General features: G+C 42.7%; 21 protein-coding genes and 1 pseudogene. 8 read left to right on the plus strand and 14 right to left on the minus strand.

The window, feature by feature from the left end:
- Positions 1 to 1,453: pseudogene (locus Q0Q74_RS10680) on the minus strand (hypothetical protein); the annotation flags it as partial.
- 170 nt (positions 1,454 to 1,623) lie between these two features.
- Here Q0Q74_RS10680 and Q0Q74_RS10685 point away from each other — a divergent pair.
- The gene (locus Q0Q74_RS10685; protein WP_294430702.1) at positions 1,624 to 1,935 is read left to right on the plus strand and encodes a helix-turn-helix transcriptional regulator; all 312 of its coding nucleotides are present in this window, start codon (positions 1,624 to 1,626) and stop codon (positions 1,933 to 1,935) included.
- Positions 1,936 to 2,018: 83 nt separating this feature from the next.
- Here the strand turns inward: Q0Q74_RS10685 and Q0Q74_RS10690 are convergent, their stop codons facing one another.
- Entirely contained in the window at positions 2,019 to 2,507 is a 489-nt protein-coding gene (locus Q0Q74_RS10690; protein ID WP_294430703.1) for a hypothetical protein, read from the minus strand.
- Positions 2,508 to 2,655: 148 nt separating this feature from the next.
- Between Q0Q74_RS10690 and Q0Q74_RS10695 the strand changes: the two genes are divergently transcribed.
- The 3 genes from Q0Q74_RS10695 (at position 2,656) to mazG (ending at position 4,934) form a co-directional block, all read left to right on the plus strand.
- The gene (locus Q0Q74_RS10695; protein WP_294430704.1) at positions 2,656 to 3,093 is read left to right on the plus strand and encodes a hypothetical protein; all 438 of its coding nucleotides are present in this window, start codon (positions 2,656 to 2,658) and stop codon (positions 3,091 to 3,093) included.
- A gap of 300 nt (positions 3,094 to 3,393) precedes the next feature.
- Positions 3,394 to 4,050, plus strand: a complete 657-nt coding sequence (gene pth, locus Q0Q74_RS10700; RefSeq protein WP_294430706.1) for an aminoacyl-tRNA hydrolase — start codon at positions 3,394 to 3,396, stop codon at positions 4,048 to 4,050.
- Positions 4,051 to 4,052: 2 nt separating this feature from the next.
- Positions 4,053 to 4,934, plus strand: a complete 882-nt coding sequence (mazG, locus tag Q0Q74_RS10705) for a nucleoside triphosphate pyrophosphohydrolase (protein ID WP_294430709.1) — start codon at positions 4,053 to 4,055, stop codon at positions 4,932 to 4,934.
- 22 nt (positions 4,935 to 4,956) lie between these two features.
- On the opposite strand, the gene Q0Q74_RS10710 is transcribed toward mazG, so the two are convergent.
- From Q0Q74_RS10710 to Q0Q74_RS10730, 5 genes are all read right to left on the minus strand, one after another.
- Entirely contained in the window at positions 4,957 to 5,796 is an 840-nt protein-coding gene (locus Q0Q74_RS10710) for a metal ABC transporter permease (protein ID WP_294430712.1), read from the minus strand.
- A 42-nt stretch (positions 5,797 to 5,838) separates the two neighbouring features.
- A complete protein-coding gene (locus tag Q0Q74_RS10715; RefSeq protein WP_294430714.1) occupies positions 5,839 to 6,573 on the minus strand; it encodes a metal ABC transporter ATP-binding protein in 735 nt (244 codons plus the stop codon).
- Positions 6,574 to 6,584: 11 nt separating this feature from the next.
- The gene (locus Q0Q74_RS10720) at positions 6,585 to 7,544 is read right to left on the minus strand and encodes a metal ABC transporter substrate-binding protein (protein WP_294430716.1); all 960 of its coding nucleotides are present in this window, start codon (positions 7,542 to 7,544) and stop codon (positions 6,585 to 6,587) included.
- A 2-nt stretch (positions 7,545 to 7,546) separates the two neighbouring features.
- On the minus strand, positions 7,547 to 7,942 hold the full coding sequence (locus Q0Q74_RS10725) for a Fur family transcriptional regulator (protein ID WP_294430717.1): 396 nt from the start codon (positions 7,940 to 7,942) through the stop codon (positions 7,547 to 7,549).
- Positions 7,943 to 8,033: 91 nt separating this feature from the next.
- Positions 8,034 to 8,792 carry an adenosylcobinamide-GDP ribazoletransferase gene (locus tag Q0Q74_RS10730; protein ID WP_294430718.1) on the minus strand — a complete coding sequence of 253 codons (759 nt, stop codon included), beginning with the start codon at positions 8,790 to 8,792 and terminating at the stop codon, positions 8,034 to 8,036.
- 128 nt (positions 8,793 to 8,920) lie between these two features.
- Here Q0Q74_RS10730 and Q0Q74_RS10735 point away from each other — a divergent pair, with 128 nt between their 5' ends.
- The 3 genes from Q0Q74_RS10735 to Q0Q74_RS10745 are packed head-to-tail and all read left to right on the plus strand — an operon-like array spanning position 8,921 to position 11,793.
- Entirely contained in the window at positions 8,921 to 9,751 is an 831-nt protein-coding gene (locus Q0Q74_RS10735; protein WP_294430720.1) for a DUF2971 domain-containing protein, read from the plus strand.
- 1 nt (position 9,752) lies between these two features.
- On the plus strand, positions 9,753 to 10,169 hold the full coding sequence (locus tag Q0Q74_RS10740; protein ID WP_294430722.1) for a thioesterase family protein: 417 nt from the start codon (positions 9,753 to 9,755) through the stop codon (positions 10,167 to 10,169).
- Positions 10,170 to 10,221: 52 nt separating this feature from the next.
- Positions 10,222 to 11,793 (plus strand): GGDEF domain-containing protein, encoded by a 1,572-nt coding sequence (locus tag Q0Q74_RS10745; RefSeq protein ID WP_294430724.1) that lies wholly within the window; start codon positions 10,222 to 10,224, stop codon positions 11,791 to 11,793.
- On the opposite strand, the gene Q0Q74_RS10750 is transcribed toward Q0Q74_RS10745, so the two are convergent.
- The 4 genes from Q0Q74_RS10750 to Q0Q74_RS10765 all read right to left on the minus strand — a co-directional run bounded on the left by Q0Q74_RS10750 (position 11,790) and on the right by Q0Q74_RS10765 (position 15,902).
- Complete coding sequence (locus Q0Q74_RS10750; protein ID WP_294430726.1) at positions 11,790 to 12,560, minus strand: ABC transporter permease; 771 nt, start codon at positions 12,558 to 12,560, stop codon at positions 11,790 to 11,792. The genes Q0Q74_RS10745 and Q0Q74_RS10750 overlap by 4 nt on opposite strands.
- The gene (locus Q0Q74_RS10755) at positions 12,550 to 13,464 is read right to left on the minus strand and encodes a hypothetical protein (protein ID WP_294430727.1); all 915 of its coding nucleotides are present in this window, start codon (positions 13,462 to 13,464) and stop codon (positions 12,550 to 12,552) included. Before Q0Q74_RS10755 ends, Q0Q74_RS10750 begins: the two co-directional genes overlap by 11 nt.
- A 68-nt stretch (positions 13,465 to 13,532) precedes the next feature.
- The gene (locus tag Q0Q74_RS10760; RefSeq protein ID WP_294430728.1) at positions 13,533 to 14,711 is read right to left on the minus strand and encodes an iron-containing alcohol dehydrogenase; all 1,179 of its coding nucleotides are present in this window, start codon (positions 14,709 to 14,711) and stop codon (positions 13,533 to 13,535) included.
- Between the two features lie 27 nt (positions 14,712 to 14,738).
- Complete coding sequence (locus tag Q0Q74_RS10765) at positions 14,739 to 15,902, minus strand: flavodoxin domain-containing protein (protein ID WP_294430730.1); 1,164 nt, start codon at positions 15,900 to 15,902, stop codon at positions 14,739 to 14,741.
- Positions 15,903 to 16,131: 229 nt separating this feature from the next.
- Between Q0Q74_RS10765 and Q0Q74_RS10770 the strand changes: the two genes are divergently transcribed.
- Entirely contained in the window at positions 16,132 to 17,157 is a 1,026-nt protein-coding gene (locus Q0Q74_RS10770; protein WP_367268349.1) for a branched-chain amino acid aminotransferase, read from the plus strand.
- 73 nt (positions 17,158 to 17,230) lie between these two features.
- On the opposite strand, the gene Q0Q74_RS10775 is transcribed toward Q0Q74_RS10770, so the two are convergent.
- The 3 genes from Q0Q74_RS10775 to Q0Q74_RS10785 are packed head-to-tail and all read right to left on the minus strand — an operon-like array spanning position 17,231 to position 19,512.
- Positions 17,231 to 18,025 (minus strand): class I SAM-dependent methyltransferase, encoded by a 795-nt coding sequence (locus Q0Q74_RS10775; RefSeq protein WP_294430735.1) that lies wholly within the window; start codon positions 18,023 to 18,025, stop codon positions 17,231 to 17,233.
- Between the two features lies 1 nt (position 18,026).
- On the minus strand, positions 18,027 to 18,977 hold the full coding sequence (prmC, locus tag Q0Q74_RS10780; RefSeq protein WP_294430736.1) for a peptide chain release factor N(5)-glutamine methyltransferase: 951 nt from the start codon (positions 18,975 to 18,977) through the stop codon (positions 18,027 to 18,029).
- A gap of 16 nt (positions 18,978 to 18,993) precedes the next feature.
- Positions 18,994 to 19,512, minus strand: coding sequence for a GNAT family N-acetyltransferase (locus tag Q0Q74_RS10785; RefSeq protein WP_294430738.1), 519 nt, complete (start codon positions 19,510 to 19,512; stop codon positions 18,994 to 18,996).
- Positions 19,513 to 19,584: the final 72 nt, after the last annotated feature.

The following is a 19,584-nucleotide window of genomic DNA, read 5'->3' on the forward strand; positions in this document are numbered from 1 at the left end:
CATTCGTGCCGTTAGTTCCGTCAGTACCATTTGTTCCGTCCGAACCGTTTGCTCCTGCTTTTGCAAGAAGAGTCCAACCGTCGGTTGTGTAAATGTATGAGCAACCATCCGTTGTGTTGTAGTATGCGTCAAGAACTACAGGCTCCGTGACTTCCGAAGATGAAGCGAACGAGCCTCGCCAAATTATGCCTGCTCCGTCCTTTCCGTTTGTTCCATTCGTGCCGTTAGTTCCGTCAGTACCATTTGTTCCGTCCGAACCGTTTGCTCCCGCTTTTGCAAGAAGAGTCCAACCATTAGTCGTGTAGATGTATGAGCAACCGTCAGTGGTGTTGTAGTATGCGTTAAGAACCACAGGATTTGCAACTTCCGAAGCCGAAGCAAATGAGCCTAGCCAGACGATGCTTGCTCCGTCCTTTCCGTTTGTGCCGTCCTTGCCATTCGTGCCGTTAGTACCATCAGTACCATCAGTTCCATCCTTGCCATCAGTTCCGTCTTTACCATCGGCACCATTTGCCCCAGAGCGAGCAAGTAATGTCCATTCACTGCCTGTGTAAATATATGAACATCCGTCTTTCGTATTAAAATATGCATTCAAATATTTTGGATTTTCTATTTCATCAGAAGAATCAAAAGCACCAAGCCAGAGCATGCTGATTCCGTCTTTGCCGTCAACGCCGTCCTTGCCGTCTGTACCAGATTCACCTTTCTCACCTTTAATTCCCTGTTCGCCAGTGTCTCCTTTATCGCCTTTGAGTCCAGCTTCAAGTTCTGTGCTTGAGAAATCATTATCCGCCATTGACGCAGAGCCATTAGCCATTACAGTGACATTAGAACTCAGATTGTGAATGACTCCATTTTTCATGGCTACAATCTGATAGCCTTTTCCCGCAGGAACTCCTGTGATTTCGTACTTTCCGGTATCATCGGTCATCGCCATAAAACTTGTTCCTGCAACGAAAACCAAGAAGCCTGTATTTCCAGAAGATTTTCCATCTATTGTAATTGTTCCAGTGATATTTCCTGTTGCGGTAAGTTTTAATGCGTCAACAACGGTTGTTTCGGCAGCGCGTACCACAACATTGGTATACACTGCTTTTTCTTTGGAATATGAACTTGCGGCATAGACAGTGTATGTTCCGGCTTCAAGATTTGTGAAAGAATACGAGCCATCGGAAGAGGTTATGTAAGATGATACGATTGTTCGTGCTGAATTTATTAAGGCTCCCCTTGCAATCGACTTTGTTACTGCCGTGGTATTCAAGCCGTCTGTTTTGTCGAGCGTAACCACGATGCCGTCATTTTGACTTTCAGCGACATTGGAGTATGTTACCACGCCTGAGATTTTCCCGGTAGCCTTCGTCTCTTTGTTATCAGCTCCCGCATTCTCTATATCAGAAGAACACGAAGCAAACAGAATTAAAAATGAAGCAAAAAATCCCAAAAATTTATTCATATCTGACACTCCTTGAATATTTTTGTTGATGTTTAACATCATCTTTAGCTTAAATTATAGCATCAAATGTTTAATTTTCAATCTTGATTTGACTTTTAACCCAAATTATAGTTAAAAACTTGTATTTAATATCATTTTTTATACGCTTTCCTCTTTGTAGAATTTCCAGCATGAATGTAAAAGCAATTTTTGGCGAAAATCTAAAACATTACAGAAAATTAAATCAAATCACGCAAGAAGAACTTTCTGAAAAACTTCAAATAACTCCGAGCCACCTCAGCCGAATCGAAAACGGCAAGTCTTTCGTCACCGCCGAGCTTTTGGACGCACTTTGTATCATCTTCAACATTACGCCAGCGACATTCTTTTACACTCCGCACGAATTCTCAGGCGATGACAGCCTTTTCACCAAAATCGACAAAGTTATAGACGAGGAACTTGAAAAACTGGGCTTTCACTTGAAGGAGAAGATTAGGAGGTAAAGGCAGTTAGGCAGATTGACAAATCGGAACAGTCTGTTATTATATATTTGAAAGAGTTGCCCGTGATTGCGCGAGGGGTCTTTTTAAGATGATTGGACTGCGCCCTTTCCGGCTCTTTTGGTAATGCCACTGTCGGTTTTTTCCCACAGTGGTGTTTTGTTTTTCAGATAATCAGGTCTGGAAATAAACGCACTTTCTACAGTCCAATAAATGACCTTATCGTTTTCATTCTGTTTCAGTGCCAAAAATGCAATATTTGAGTTTTTTCCGATTTTTACAATAACAATATTGTTTCCTTCACCTTGAAAAATGGCATCATAATCTTTGGCGATATATTCAATAAAATCTCGTGCACAATTAAAACCATTGTGTTTTAACTGTTTCAACCTGTCGGGCCGCTCAATATGCTTTTCTCCATAACCGCGACCATCTTTTTGAAATCCAATTTCAAGACGAATTTTCCCCTGCTCTCGATGAATAATTCTTGCAATTTCAGGGGTAATTTCACCGAAATCCTTTTCTCCAGTTGAAGTCAGAACATAATTGTCTTTGTATTGAATGCTCTCTTCCATAAGTATAAAGAACTATATCAGAAAAACCAGAACTTGAAAAACTGGGCTTTCACTTGAAGGAGAAGATTAGAAGGTAAAGGCAGTAATGACATTCCGATTCTTGCCCCCGCTATTTTTCTGTGCTATATTTAATTTAGGAGGTTTTGCTATGCCATACGAAATGTACAATCAAGTTTCTGCACAAGTTCTTGCTATGTCTTATGCACAAAAAATAAATCTCCTTGCCCTAATTGCAAACTCTTTGCGTGAAAGCAAAACATTCGAGCAAAACTCTTCAATTGAAAATAGAATTGCATTTTTGTCAGAAAACTTAGACGAAGACCAGGATTCTGAATTATTCAGTTTGTCGGTTTCTCTTTTTCATTCTGTTTTTCCAAAATTGGTTACGGAAGAATCTCCCCGACTTGGATTAGATGATTCGGGAGTTCTTGTAGCGGAATGGGATAATTATGGTGATTACACAATGGTCACAGTTCGTTTTGGCGGCGAAAAACAGATTTCTTTGGTTGCGGTGAAGGACGGCCGTTTGGTAAACAAGTGTGTCGGCATTGCGGACGAGATAATCTCGGTATTCAACAGGTTGTGACATGTTCAATAAATCCAATGGAAAAATTGTCAGATATTGTCGACCTACTCAAGTTGATGAAAAAGGTGTCCTTGTTTCTGCGTTCTTTCTTCGCAAATAGATATTATTTCTGAAGAGAAATCATCGCACTGTAATATCACCAATTTATTTGGAATCGATGAAAGAGCCGCCGTAGGTTTTGTTCAGAATATTCTGGAAATTAAGCAGCTTAAAAGCATATAAAAACATCCCCCCTCACACAAAAAAAATCCCCCCACACAACAATTTTACTTTTTTTCTTTTTGCGTTATAATGTTTCCTATGATTAGACTTGTCGCTTTTTTGGGAAATTATGGCGAAGAGTACAAGAATTCGCGGCACAATGTCGCCTGGCAGTTTGCGGGGCAGCTTCCTTTCTATAGTAAATTTTATTTTCAGAACAAGTTCAAGGGCGATTATGCCTGTGTTGAGACGCGGACTCTTGCTGAATGGATGGGCGAGACTGGCGTTCTTACTACAAAAGACGGCGGTACACCTCGCGTTCCGGATGAAGCTCCCGAAAAAATCTACTTTTTAAAGCCTCTTACTTACATGAACTTGAGCGGTGAGTCTATCGGGGAGCTTGCGCGTTTTTTCAAAATCAATAATGATGAAATTCTTGTCGTGCATGATGAACTGGAGCTTCCTATTGGCACGGTGAGTCTCAAATGGAGTGGCGGATTGGGCGGTCACAACGGGCTTCGTTCGGCAAAGGCTGTTCTGGGAACGGCGGATTTCTGGCGGCTCAGATTCGGCATTTCAAAACCGGCGAATATTAATATTGCTGACTATGTGCTTTCAAATTTCACGGCTGACGAGCGTATCATTCTTTCGCAGGAATTTGTTCCTGTTAACGAAATGTTCTGCAAGCTGCTTCTTTCCACTGACACCAACAGAATTTTGCAGGGCTGGAGCAAAAAGAAAATCGTGGAGAAATAAAAATGAGGGAAAAGACCATAAACAACACATTCGATAAATTTTTTGAAGTTGTAAAAGCTGTGCGGAAGGGGTGTCCCTGGGACCGCGAGCAGACTCCTCTTTCATTGCGTTCTACTTTTTTTGAGGAAACTTGTGAGGCTATCGACGCACTTACGCAGGAAGATTCTGAGCATGTAAAGGAAGAACTTGGCGATGTGCTTCTTAATGTCGTGCTGATTGCGTACATGTTTGAAGAAAAAGGTCTGTTCACTGTCGATGAAACAATCAATGCGATTTCTGAAAAGCTTGTCCGTCGTCATCCGCATGTTTTTGCTCAGAGCGAAGGGCAGTCTGAAGTTAAAGAAGATGTTGCCGGCAATCCAGAAAAGGTGTTGAATCAGTGGGAACGAATCAAGGAAAATGTTGAGGGGCGAAAAACTGAATCTCTCCTCGCCTCTATTCCAGAAAATTTCCCGCCGATTTTAAAGGCTTTCAAGGAGTTTAAGAAGGCGTCAAAAGCTGGTTTCGACTGGAATTCTCTTTCTGAAGTCAAAATGAAGTTCTGTGAGGAACTTGCCGAAATGCACGATGCTTTGATTGATGTTGAACTTTTAAATCATTATGATGGTTCAAAGCCTCTCACTGTTACGAATCCGACCGAAGAGCAGAAAAAGGCCCAGCTCCATCTTGAAGAAGAATACGGCGATGTCCTTCACTGTCTTATAAATTATGGTCGTTGGATTGGAGTTGACCCAAGCATCGCACTTGAAAAGGCAATGCGAAAATTCGAATTCCGTTTCAGGCGTGTTGAAGATGGTATGAAGGCTAAAAATCTTGAAATGACTCACGAGAATCATCGTGACATGATGGACATTTGGAATCGGGCCAAAAACGAAAAACTGTAGCCTTTTGAGCCAATTGCTAAAATCAGCTTTTAATCTTTCCTGCAATGTAGAATGCGAAGAAGCAAAGCAAATCAGCGGCAACAATTGTTGAACCGACTGGAGTGCCGGCCGGAACCGAAATCAATAATCCTGCGAGCGAGCAGGTTACGCTTATGATTACAGAGCAGATTGTGACTGATTTGAAGCTTTTGAAAACTCGCATTGCCGAAAGTGCCGGGAATATTACGAGTGCGGAAATCAAAAGAGAGCCGACAAGATTCATTGCAAGCACGATAATCACGGCGATTATGATTGCAATCACGAGATTGTAGACGCTCGCGTGTGTTCCGACTGCCTGTGCAAAAGATTCATCAAAGGTAACGGCAAAAATCTTATTGTAAAATATGAAAAATGCTGCGATTACGGCGATTGAAAGACCAACGCAGAGCCAGACTTCGCCCGGTGTGAGCGTGAGAATTGAATACGAGCCGAAAAGCGTTGTGCATACATCACCCGAAAGATTGTTTGATGGCTTAAAGATGTTCATAATCAGATAGCCGAGTGCAAGCGAAGCCACGCTAATCATTGCGACTGCGGCATCTCCCTGAATCTTTGTATTTTTACCTGTTCTCAAAAGAAGGATTGCGGCAATAACTGTAACCGGAAGAACAAGGTACATATTGTTTGTAAGATTTAGCACTGCAGCTACGGACATCGCACCAAAAGCGACATGGCTCAGTCCATCACCGATAAAGCTGAATCGTTTAAGGACGAGCGTAACCCCAAGCAGAGACGAGCAGAGCGCAACCAAAATGCCGACGATAAAAGCCCTCTGCACGAAGGGAAAATTAAGGTGAAATGTGGTGATAATGTCCTCAATCATAAAAAAATCTCCTCAAAAAAATCAACTTTCCGCTTTAATCTTTCAGCTTTCAACTTTCCGTTTTCCGTTCCACAGGATTTTTTTTATCTGGCCGTTGCAGTCGGGGCAGGTGGTTTTGTGAATGAACTCTTCTTTTGTTCCAAAGAAAATGGTTTCGCCTATGTGAAGTACATGCGTCGCGTATTTTAGGGCGGCTTCCACATCGTGGCTAATCATGATGATTGTAATGCCCTCGTTGTGCAGGCTTTCAATGAGCGAGTACATTTCTTTCTGTGCGGCTGGATCAAGTGCGCTTACTGGCTCGTCAAGAAAGAGCATTTTCTGTGTGGCGCATAATGCACGCGCAAGAAGAACCCGTTGCTGCTGGCCGCCGGAAAGTTCCCGGTAACATTTTTTTGCAAGGTCGGAAATTCCCATTTTCGCTATTGCTTTGGCCGCCAGTAATTTTTCTGACTTTATGTAGAAAGGGCGTTTGCCGCATCTTGACTGACAGCCCGAAAGGACGATTTCACGCACGCTGGCAGGAAAATCTTTTTGAATCATGGTCTGCTGTGGAAGATAACCGATTTCGTCTGCCAAAAGGCCGTCTCCTGTCGTAATTTTGCCTTCAATCGGCTTTACGAGATGGAGAATCGTCTTCATGAGCGTTGATTTGCCGCTTCCGTTTTCGCCAAGAATGCACAGGTAATCGCCCGCATTCACGCTGAAAGAGAGATTTTTGATGATAACCTTTGAGTCGTACCCCAAAGTAAGATTTTCACAAGTCAGTTGTGCCATAAAATTCCTGTTTATTTAAGTGCCTCAAGGTTTGCACGCATGATTTCAATGTAGTCGGCGCCTTTTTTTGCCTGTTTGAGTGTGGTGGACTGCATGGAATCAAGCGTGATGATTTTGCTGTGAGTGTGGTGTGAACTAGAGACTACCGTTCTGGCAATTTTTTTGTCTGCGCTTTCTGTAACAAAGACAGAATTTGCCTCAAGCTCGTCAATTTTTCCTGCAAGGAACGCGATTGTATCAAAACTTGCCTCAGTTTCCGCAGAACATCCTGGGAAAGCCGCATAGTATTTGATTCCGAATTCGTCGGCCAGATAGCGGAAAGGAAAGCGGTCACAGACAATAATTGTCTTTTCACCGAAAGCAGATGAATATTCGTTTTTAAGCGAAATGAGTTTCTGCATATAGCTCACAAGATTTGCCATATATATAGAAGAATTTGATTCATCTTTTTCCATTAGAGAGCGGGCAATTTGATTTGAAGCGGCGATTGCGTTATTCAGTGAAAGCCAGACATGTTCGTCAAATTCTTCCTCTTCATCTTCTTCGCTGGAATCTTCCCCCTGCATGCCTTCAATAATTTCTTCCTGCTTGACGAATCCCTTTAAAACCTCCATGAGATTTATGACAATCATGTCCTTGTTTGTGGCATTTTTTAGTGCGTCAGAAATCCATGCGTCTGATTCGCCTCCAACATAGATGAAAATATCGGCTGTGGAGATTTTAACGATGTCCGCAGCTGAAGGCTGATATGAGTGCATGTCCACGCCGTCTTTTAAAAGTAAATCGACTGCAAATGAATCACTGCCAGCGACAAGATTTTTTGCCCAGTCATAAGACGGAAAAATTGTGGAAAGAACCGTGAATTTTGCTGAATTTGGAGACGCTTCTTGTACGGCCGCAGCTTTTTCACGGCATGAAGTGAAATTAAAAATCAACAAAATATTTACACAGATTAAAAACAATTTTTTCATATTTAATTCCTCGTTCCACATTCCTTGCAGGTTCCGTACAGCGTGGTTTCGCTTTTGCTGATTTCAAAACCGTCTGCCTCTTCAACTTCGCTCACAAGCCGCTCGGTTTGTTTGCTTTCGAGATGGAAGATTTTTCCGCATTTTGTGCAGGAAAGATGAATGTGATTTTTGCATTCCGAATTGTCGAAAAATTGATAGAAAGACTCGTTGCTTCCGGCTTTTGTGATTCGCTTGATTTTCCGTTCGTTTTCAAGTTCGGCAAGATTTCTGTAAACTGAGCTTTTACTGATGTTCTTTCCGGCCAGAGAAAGTGCGATTTCTTTTGCGGAAAATGTCTTGTCAGGATTTTCTGTAAGAAAATTGAGCAAAGCGGTCCGCTGCTCCGTGTTATAAGTCATAAATCTCCAAAATTGCGACTGATTCTCAAATTGTACGAGAATTAAATCAAATTCCGCGATTTTATGCAAGAGGGGAGTTTTGAATATCGGCCTATGCGAAAAGTAGTACGGCTAGGCCTGCTAGTTCGGATATTTGGACGAACCAGCCTGCGGTGTCACCGGTGATTCCGCCGAAATTTTGTTTTGTAAGGAGATAATAGAAAAGAAACGCTGCCAGTGATGAAAAAAGCGGGAGAATGCCGTTGCGGCCGCAGAAAAAAATCAGGGTGATTGAAATGATAAAAATCATAATCTCGCAGAAAAGAGCCGTGAACAATTTCGCAGTGGATGTTGAGAAAGTGTGCACGAGGCCGGAATCTTTGGCGATTGGGAATGTGGCGACCGCAAGAGCACTGAAAAATCTTGAAAACAAAAAGACACTTAAAATAGGAAGCAAAAATCTGAAATCCATGTGAAAGTTCAAAAATCGTGTGCATAGTTCAAGTGAAATGATATAAAACGACAGAAAATAAATTACGCAGCCCAGCACCGCAAATGCTCCTGAGTGACTGTCTTTTAAAATCTCAAGTTTCTTTTCGCGAGAGGCATGGCTTGCAAGTGCGTCGCAGGTGTCCATAAAACCGTCGATGTGAATTCCGCCAGAGATGAGAATTGGAATTAGTGTTAAACCGAGTGCAAGAATGTGCGGCGAAAGGTTTTTTCCAAAAACAGCGAAAAGCCGCCATCCCCAAAAAAGCCATATTGCACAAAAAAAGGCGATTAAAGCGCCCACGAAAGGGAAAGCGCACATCATGTAACGCATGTTTTTTTGATTCCATTCAATTCGGGGCATTGGTACGGCAGAGAACATGGAAAACGCAATTATAATGGAAGAAAATAGACTTTTTATTGAAAAACCGCAGCTCATAGCAACATGATAGCACGGAATTTGACAACAGACAATTTCTCAAATAATATCTTTAAAAGAAGGATTTTGCCATGCCGGTTTCTAGTGAAAAATCTCGCATAAGTCTCTATCATTACACGGATTTCAATGCAATGCGTGGAATCATTTCGAACGGCGAAATTTGGCTTTGGAATCTCCGGCGAATGAACGACAGCCAGGAAATGCAATATTTCATCAAAGAGCTTAAATCTGCCGTTAAAAAAAGAATTTCCCCTGATTATTACGCACGCCTTGAAGGTCTTTTTATCGAAAATTTGCGTGATTTTGACAAGCTTTCAAGTTATGCGAGTTGCTTCAGCGAATATTGTGATGATGCCGCGCAATGGGCACGATACGCCAAAAATGGAATGGGGGTGAGCATTGCTTTTGACAAGGCTCTTCTTGAAAAAATCGGGGAAGCAGGCCATGCACCGCTCTACAAAGTGAATTATTCTGAAAATTGCGATGCCCTTGAAATCGTGTCGGAACTTTCAACGCTGATTCTTTCTGATGTCAAAAATGATTCCCCTGAATGTCGCCAGCTTTTCAATCGCCTTGTTACAAGTTCGCCTCTTTTTAAGCATCCGTCTTTTATAAGCGAACGCGAATATCGTCTGGTTTCTCTGCCTTATGATGTCAGCAAATATCTTGGGGAACCACACTTTTTTGTCGAAGAAACGAATATCAAAAAATATTACATTTTGAAGCTCCGTGATGTATGCAAAAACCTATCAATTCCTTATCATGAATTGTTCACGGAAATCAGAATCGGGCCTGAAGCACGGGTTACAAAAGATGTGCTTTCAGATTATTTCGCATCGACCGGAATGGAAGAACTTTGTGAAAAAATCAGGCTCTCTGAATGTCCGCTCAGGAGGTTTTAAAATGGAAATTAAAACATACACTCACTATGTTCAATATTATGAAACTGACAAAATGGGAATCACACATCATTCGAACTACATCCGCTGGATGGAAGAGGCGAGGGTTGATTTTCTGAGGCAAATCGGTTGGGATTACGCAAGACTTGAATCTGAAGGGATAATCTCTCCGGTGGTCAGCGTGGGCTGCAAATATAAACATTCAACGACCTTTGCGGACACCGTTTCTATCGAAGTTTCAATCGCCGAATATTCCGGCATCAAATTCAAAATCAATTACACAATGAAAAACGAAAAAGGCGAAACTGTCTGCGAGGCTTTCAGCGAACATTGCTTCGTCAACGGCAGCGGCAGAATCGTTCAAATCAAAAAGGATTACCCGGAATTTCATGAAGTCTTAAAATCTTTGTCTGAAAATTAAATTTTCAAATTCCATTCAAAAGTGCTATAATCGAAGAAAAAGGAGGCGTAAAATGAAAAAACGCACCGATGGACTGCTTTTCAAATTTGCGTTGATTTTTTCTATATTCACGGCTTTTGCGCTTCTCTCCAGTGGGCTGGCAACTTATTTTAGTCAGATGAAGTCTTATAAAGCTCAGTGCCTGTACACGGTAAAAAAAATCGGTGATTACCTTGAGCATCTGATTCAGGAGTCCGGCGAAGACTTCATAAAATATCAGGAATATTACATGAAGCATTTTGCTGAAGCCGATATTCCTTACAATTTTACCGAATATCTCACGGCACAGCGTGAATATGAACGGCTTCTTGCACAAACCCAAAGTCCAGATGATGGCGAAAATCATACAGGCTTCAACTCTCTTTCAGAAGAGGTTCGGATGGCCTACTTTGTTTACATTCACGAATACTGGCTTCTGACTTTTGAAAATGCGAGAAAAGCCTTCAGTCTTCCTTATACATATTATCTGGTTCCAAAAGAAAATATTTACAACATGGTCTACATGATTGACGGTGAGCGTTCCCACAAAGGCTTTGACGGCAAAAAAGCAATGGAGGGCAAATACCTCTATCTTGGCGATGAATATCACGATGACTATGACAAATACCGTGTTCAATGGGATACCTGGTTCACCGGCCAAAAACAGAACAGTTTTCAAGTCTGGAATAATGATTGGGGGCACACTTACGCATTTTACACACCGCTTATCATAAATGGTCAAAAACTTGGTCTTATCGGTACGGAAATTGAAGTCAAAGATGTCAACAAGGCAATTCTTCAAAACACTTTCGTTCAGACGAGCGCTGTCGGTATTGTTCTTGTTGTCTGTATCGGGCTGATGCTGTTTTTCATAAATACCCGTTACATTAAAAAAATCATTCGCCTTGAAGCGAATTTGCAGCAATACACACGAGAAAAGAATCCTGATATTGCAAGTAAAATCGAAGCAGAAACCAGCGGCAAAAACGAAATTTCTTCCCTTTACCGCCAGTCTGCACATTTGATTCTCGAAATCGAAAATTACATCAAAAATCTTTTCGCCACGGCACAAAAACTCAAAATTACGCAGGAACAGGCCGAAAAGATGGATGTTTTGGCCAACCGCGACCCGCTCACTGGAATCCGTAACAAAAACGCCTATGACAGCGAAGTTCGCAATATCGAATGGAAAATGCAGGACGGTTTCAAGGAATTCGGAATCGTCATGATTGACCTCAATTTCCTCAAAAAAATCAACGACACTTTCGGTCATGAACAGGGAAATGTCACAATCAAAAAGCTCAGCGCAATTACCTGTAAAATTTTCAAAAATTCGCCGGTCTTCAGAATTGGCGGCGATGAATTTGTCGTAATTATCGAAGGCGAAGACTTCAAAAACATCGAAATGCGTGTGCTCGATTTCAACATGCGGATTGACGGCCTTTCACGCAATGAAGACCTTGAACCGTGGGAGCGGGTTTCTGCGGCACTCGGCTATGCGCTCTATGACCGCGAAGTTGACTCTAATGTTTTGAATGTTTTCCGCCGTGCCGACAAAGCAATGTATGCCCGCAAAAAAGAAATGAAAGCTGTCCGTGAAGATTAGCCGTTTTTTAAATTTGGGGCACAGCATTTTGCCACTACAACAGGAATTTCGCTCAAAAAGAGCACCAGCAGAATCATAATCAAAGCCCAGGCATAAATCTCTTCATATTCATTAAAATATGTGCTCGAATAGACCGCTTTTCCAAGGGAATTTCTGGTCTGAACAAGATACTCTGTTGTGATTACGATTTTTATTCCCATTCCGACCGCATTTACATAAGCCTGTTTCAGATAACCTGCCATCAGCGGAATGTAAACTTTGAACAGAATTTGCAGTGAAAAACTTCCGTTTAAGCGGTAGACATCAATAAGTTCTCGGTCAATCCGTCGGCATCCTTCGCAAGTTGCTTCACTGATTAAAGGAACAAGAACGATGCTTGCCGCAATCACCGGAACCTTGCTGTAATCCGCAAGCACCATGATAATGACAACCAGAACGATAATCGGAATCGAGCGCAGCATAATCATCAGTGGTTTGAGAAGGTTTCGTACAAAAATGCACAAGCCTTCTGCCATTCCAATCACAACCGCAATAATTGTAGAAAAAAACAAAGAAATGAACAGATGGAAGAGGGTTGTTTTAATAAGAAAATAGGTGCGTTCGCTTGCAAGAAGACGGAAAAATGTTCTTAAAATTTTAATTACGCTCGGAAAAACCAGGGAATCGCCCTTAGCCTTTCCGAGCAGCTGAAGAATCAGCCCAATCAGGATAATTCCGAGACAAAATGTGAGTGAATTTGCTAGCCTGCCAGGCTTTTTATTCTCCATAGTAAAAATTGTCAGCTGGGATTGCTCCGCCAAACTGCTTCAAGTCAATTTGAGCTGTAGTTTCGACCTGTTTTTTGGCTTCACTGGCACTTACGAATCTGATTGCACAGTTTGGAATGGCACTCTGTGCAAGTTTCGCGTTCGGCATGATTTCAAGCAATTCAGCAGCTTTTGCGACAGAAGGAATGTCATCCGTGCACTTTTTGCATGATTCTTCTGCGGCCTTGAGGAAGTCTTTTACAACTTCGGCATGATTTTGAGCTGTTTCGGCCTTTACAAAAAGTCCTGCCTGTGCGTAACCATCGAATCCAGATGCCTTTTTATACAAGTCATTCACCGGGTATGCGATGATTTTTTGGTTCTTCATTTTGGCAGCTGAAAGAAGTGGTTCTGCGGTTAAAACGATTGCATTTGAATCTGAAAGCAGAAGATTTTGCGTTGCCGCCGCACTTCCTAAATAATTAACGCTTTTTGCAGAAATCTTGTTTGACTGGAGAGCGGCGAGTGCTACAGACGCGTTGATTGTGTTTTCGCCGAACAGCGTAATCTCATTCTTTTTGATGTCTTTAATCTTGAAATTCTTTTTTTGAGATGCAAAATACAAATTTCCCCATGTGAGAACTGCCGCCAGCTTGTACTTCGATTTGCCCATTTTGTAAAGTTTTGCGCCCGCATTGACCGGTGCAACGATAAAATCAGATTTTGCGTTTGCAAATTCAGCGGCAATAGTTTCTGCGGCGATATATGTGTAGTTTTCAGGCTTTTTTTCTGCCAGAGTGGCAAGTGCGAGAGCTGGGGAGCCGTTTGGTGAAGAAACTTTGATTTCGTAAGAATCTGCATCCTGAGCGGAAACAGAAGAAAGAGCTATAAAAGCAGAGAGTATGATTGATGTAATTTTTTTCATAATGAGAAAATCATACTCCCTATGAGATTTGCGGGTCAAGAGAAAAAAATGTTGAAAAGGATGCGGTTTTACCGGGCCGCATCGAAGATTTTTCGCATGTCTTCTTCGTAAAGAACTTTTGCGCTTCCGACTTTGCCGCCGGTGGCAACAGCACATTTTTTTGCAAGTTCCGTGATTTGCTCGTCGGTCGCGTTGATTCCGAGTTCGCGAAGGTTTACAGGCATGTTGATTTCGCGGTAGAAGTTTTCCATTGCTTCAATTCCTTTGAGGGCAATTTCTTCATCAGAGCCGCTATTCTCGACATCCCATACTTTGAGCGCGAACTTTTTAAATCGTGCAAGGCAGTCTTTATAAACATATCTTGCCCAGGTTCCCCAAAGGGCGGCAAGACCTGCACCGTGCGCAACATCAAACATTCCGCCGAGTTCGTGCTCAAGACGGTGCGTTGCAAAATCGTTACCACCGTTACCAAGTCCGGTCAAATCATTATGGCTCAGACTTCCAGCCCACATGATTTCAGCACGGGCATCATAATCATTCGGATTCTTCAATAAAATCCTTGTGTTTTCGATAACCGTGCGCATGAGACTTTCGGCAATTCCGTCTGTAATCTGCATGTTTGTACTGCCTGTGAAGTAGCGTTCCATTGTATGCATCAGAATGTCTGTGGAACCGCACATGGTCTGGTAGGTTGGGAGCGTCATTGTAAGCTCAGGGTTCATAATCGCAAATTTTGGACGGCATGTGTCGGAATTGCTTCCGCGTTTTTTCCATCCGTCTTCATTTGTGATTACCGCACTGTTGCTCATTTCACTTCCGCTGGCCGCAATCGTGAGAACGACACCGATTGGAAGACACTTTTTGGGGGAATTCTTTTTTTCAAAAATATCCCAGACATCGAAATCGTTTGTTGCTCCGTAACCGGTTGCTTTTGCACTGTCGATTACAGAACCGCCACCTACTGCCAGAATAAAATCTACGCTTTCTTTTTTGCAGAGCGCGATTCCTTCACGAACGAGCGTGAGCCGTGGATTTGGAACGACTCCGCCAAGTTCGATGTATGAAATGCCAGCCTCATCAAGAGATTTTTTTACGCGGTCAAGGAGCCCCGTTTTTTTGACACTCCCGCTTCCATAGTGAATCAGGACTTTTTTGCAGTTTTGAGAAGCAACAAGCGAGCCAACCTGTGACTCAGTGCCTTTTCCAAAGACGACTTTTGTAGGTGCATAGAAAGTAAAATTATTCATCCGGAACTCCTTTATTTGATGATTCTGTTATTTAAGAATTTCTTCCGCAAGTTTTTCAAGCTGTGCGTTTGTTTCTTCGTTCATGGCAATCTTTATGGTTGCTTTTGATTCGCAGAATGTGAGGTTTTTGCATGACTCAAACATTGTGGCCATGTTTTTTGCTGCCATCGGTGCCCAGCTTCCGTTTTCGATAAAGCCGATTTTACGGTTCTGATAGCCGCGCTCTGTTAGATGTTCGATGAATTCACGCATAATCGGGAAAACACTGCCGTTATAAGTTGTTGTTGCAAGGACGAGTTTTCCGTAGCGGAATGCATCTTCAACACATTCATAAGTGTCTTCACGGGCAAGGTCAGAAATTGCGACTTTTGGACAGCCTTTTACCTTTAAGATTTCAGCGAACTTTTCTGCAGCCTGCTTTGTGTTGCCGTAGACTGAAGTGTATAGAACGCATACACCTTCAGTTTCGACTCCATAGCTTGACCAGATATCGTACAGGCGGAGTGATTCTTTTGCATCATCGCCTGAGAGAACAGGACCGTGCAATGGAGCGAGTGTGTTGATTTCGAGGGCCGCTGCTTTTTTGAGAACAGCCTGAACATTTGCACCGAATTTTCCGACGATTCCAAAGTAATAACGGCGTGCCTCACAAGCCCAGCCTTCCGGGTCGTCATAGTCATTTGCACCGAATTTACCGAAGGCATCGGCTGAGAAAAGAACTTTTTCGCTTGATTCATAGGTGAAAATAACTTCTGGCCAGTGAACATTTGGAGCTGCGATGAAGTTAAGAGTGTGTTTTCCGAGTTCAAGTTTGCTTCCTTCGGCCACTACAAGCTGTCTGTCTGCAAAATCAGTGCCGAAATAGCTTTTCATCATGACGAAAGCCATTTTTGAAGAAACAATTTTTGCCTCCGGGTAAGATTCAGCGAATTTTTTGATGTTGGCAGAGTGATCCATTTCCATGTGCTGAACGACGAGGTAATCGGGCTTGCGGTCTGAGAGTTCATTTTTGAGATTTGAGAGCCACTGTTCGCCGAAATGTGCGTCAACTGAATCCATTACGGCGATTTTTTCATCAATAATGATGTAGGAATTGTAAGCCATTCCGTTTGGCACATCGAACTGGCCTTCAAAAAGGTCGATTTCGTGGTCGTCTACGCCAATGTATTTGATTGAATCTGTAATTTTCATGTGTTTTCTCCAGGATATTAAGATGCAGATATTATAGCACAGTTTTTCCGAAACGCAATTTAGAAGTGCAAGGGATTGTAGCACCGCCGTCAGGCGTACCGCTTGCGGTATGTAGCGAACAGCGGAAGTGCGGAAAGCCCGACGGCGTAAGCCGGTGCACCCAAATATTGAAAAAGCCTTTAATTAGTGATATTCTTATTTCATCTTTACTTGTTAAACAGAGGTAAAAATTATGGCTAAGGATTTGGACTGGGCAAATTTGCCTTTCGGTTACATGGAAACCACAAAAAGTTTCGTTGCAAATTACAAAAACGGTGCTTGGGACGAAGGAAGACTCACAAGCGACCACTCAATTACAATTTCAGAATGTGCGGGCGTCTTGCAGTATGCTCAGACTTGTTTTGAAGGCTTGAAAGCATACACTACAGCAGACGGAAAAATCGTCACATTCCGTCCAGATTTGAATGCAGACCGCATGAAGGACAGCTGTGAGCGTCTTGAAATGCCTGTTTTCCCAAAAGACCGCTGGATCAAGGCTGTAATCGATACAATCAAGGCAAATATTGAATGGGTACCTCCGTTTGGAAGCGGAGCAACTTTGTACATCCGTCCATATATGTTCGGTTCAAGTGCCGTAATCGGTGTAAAACCTGCTGATGAATATCAGTTCCGAATTCTCGTTACTCCTGTAGGCCCATATTTCAAGGGTGGCGTAAAGCCAATCACAGTCCGCATTTCTGACCTTGACCGTGCGGCTCCTCATGGTACCGGTGACATCAAGGCCGGCTTGAACTATGCAATGAGCCTTCACAACATCGTTGACGCTCATAAAAACGGCTTTGCAGAAAACATGTACACAGATCCTGCAACACACACATATATCGAAGAAACTGGCGGTGCAAACATCCTCTTCGTTACAAAAGACGGCAAACTTGTTACTCCAAAATCAAACAGCATTTTGCCTTCTATCACACGCCGTTCACTTGTTCAGGTTGCAAAAGACTATCTGCACATTGAGGTTGAAGAACGACCTGTCAACAAAAACGAGCTCAAGGATTTCGTAGAAGTCGGTTTGTGCGGTACTGCTGCCGTAATCAGCCCAATCGGTTGCATCGATGATCACGGAACAAAAATCAATGTTCCAAGCGGCATGGATGAAATCGGTCCTGTCCTCAAAAAGCTCCGTGAAACACTCACCGGAATCCAGATGGGAACCGAAAAGGCTCCAGAAGGCTGGATTGTTGAAATCGCTTAATAGGGCGAATTTTTAGCTTTTTTAAAAGCAAAATGAGAGGGTAGGCTGGAATCCATGCTGATTCTGCCTCCCTCTATTTTTTTAGTACATCGACTGTGTGGGAGCTTGCTCCAAGCAAATCTGCGCGTTCACATACAGCCAGCTGATATTCGATGAAATGTTGGAAACTTTCTTCATCAAGGGCGTTCAGTTCCCGCCTCATATAATCGGCTGCACCGTCCGGGGCAAAAATTTTGATTCGATTGAGCCCTGCCTTTTCGTTCAGCATGTTCATGTCTTCAAGTCTTGTGTAGCAGTACAAATCGTCATTTATGTTGGTGATTGTATGAAAATCTTTTGTCAAAGTTCCTTTTTGAAGCACTTCCTTGATTTTACCTTCGCGGAAACAATAGCTTAAAACCGCGTATTCATTCATCAGATATGCCACAAGGATAAAGCCATTCTTTTTTGTGACTCGTTTTGCTTCATTGAGGGCGGCAAGTCGGTCTTCATCAGAGTGAAGGTGATACATCGGCCCAAAAAGCAGCGTGACATCAAAGGATTCTGCTGGCAGAAAATGAAGGTCGCGGGCATCTCCCTGCCATGATTTTACATTTTCATGCTTGCCACGAAGAATTTCCAGATTATGTGCGACCAGTTCAACTGCGGTAACATCAAAGCCTTCACGCGAAAGCGCCACTGAGTATCGCCCTGTTCCTGCCCCGACATCAAGAATCTTTATAGAAGAATTGTCATTTTGGCCTTGCCGGATTAACTCAATGCAGTCATGAATGTGCTTCATCGAGACGGTAAATTCAACAATTCCGTGGCGTGTGGTGAGCCGGTGATCTTCCTTGAATTTATTGTAGTATTTTTCTAAAGGTGTCATGTTATTTTACTCCCACGACATCCCGCATCATCTCGTTCATGTCGTATTCGATTTTTACATTGCGGAAACCTGCATTTTTGAAAAGAACGGCGGTTTCTTCTGCGTTGTATTCGCCGGTTTCCATAATCAGTACGCCGTTTCGGTTCAAGTGCTCATAACATTGCGGAACAAGCCTTCGGATTAGGGCAAGACCGTCATTTGTGTTCGAAAAATCACCAGATTCAGTAACATCCCCGTCAAGTGCCAGAAGAGGCTCGCTTCTTCCGTCTTTTAAAAGTTCGAGCGATTCTTGATGCGGAACATAAGGCGGATTAGTGACGATTAAATCAAAACTGTGAGGAATGTTTTCGAATAAATTGGACTGAATAAAGTGAAAATTTGCGGCATCAGTGCCATGACAAGAATTTTCGGCTCGCTCGTGCGGCGCATTTTCTTTTCCAAACAGTCTCTCTGCGTTTTTTTTCGCCACTGAAAGAGCTTTTTCACTTATATCTGCGCAAGTCAAACTTAATCGGTATTCATTTTTTGAATCCGTGCTGATTTTATTTGCAATCGAAAGTGCAACACAACCGCTGCCCGTGCACATATCGCATACCGTAGGAATTGTGCCGGGATTTGAACGAAATTTGTCATCGAGTGCGTCAATTGCAAGTTCCACAAGAAGTTCCGTGTCCGGCTTGGGAATCAGGACATCCGGCGTTACATAAAAATCCAGCCCGAAAAACTCTTTGTGACCAGTTATGTACGCAATCGGGAACCCTGTTTTTCTCCTGTCGATTGCCTTTGTGAATAAAGATTCCTGCTCGCTGGAAAGCTCAAAATCGCGATTTAAAAGAAGATGCGTTTTATCGAAGCCCGTAATGTGCTGTAAAATCACTTCGGTATCAAGAGCCGGTGTCGGAGAAGAGGGAAGATTTGATTTTCCGTAAGATTTTGCCTGTTGAATCGTCATATTTTTACAAAATCCTTTAACCGAGGAATTTTTCCATCCAAATCATGTCATACCATCGGTCGAATTTAAGGCCGCATCTGGTGAATTCCCCGCATTTTCGGAAGCCCAGATGAGAATGAAAGTGCTCGCTGTTATTTGTGAGATATTCGTCTTCTTTTTTTGTTGAAGCAATGCAGGCGTAGGCGTTTAAAATCCCGATTTTCTTGAGCCGATTTTCGAGTTCTTCATACAAAGCTCTGCCGTAGCCGTTCCCATGCGAGTTTTTGTCAAGATAGATGCTCAGTTCCGCGCAATGCTTGTATGCTGCCCGCTCATGAAAGGCACTTGCGTACGCATATCCGACGATTTTACCGTCTTCGAGAATACAAAGATATGGAAAATTCTTTTTTATGCGTTCAATTCGGCCGGTGAATTCTTCGAGGCTCGGAACATCATATTCAAAAGAAATTGCCGTATTGAGAACATAATATGAGTAGATTTCAAGAAGCCGCTCTGCATCAGCAGAACTGACTTCCCGGATTTCATAACGACACATTTCCAGCTTCTTCCTGCACATTCGAGATGATTTTCATGTGCGCATTATACCACAGTTGTGATTTTTAGTGTG

It is taken from the genome of uncultured Treponema sp. (genome assembly GCF_946187725.1).
Lineage (GTDB): Bacteria > Spirochaetota > Spirochaetia > Treponematales > Treponemataceae > Treponema_D.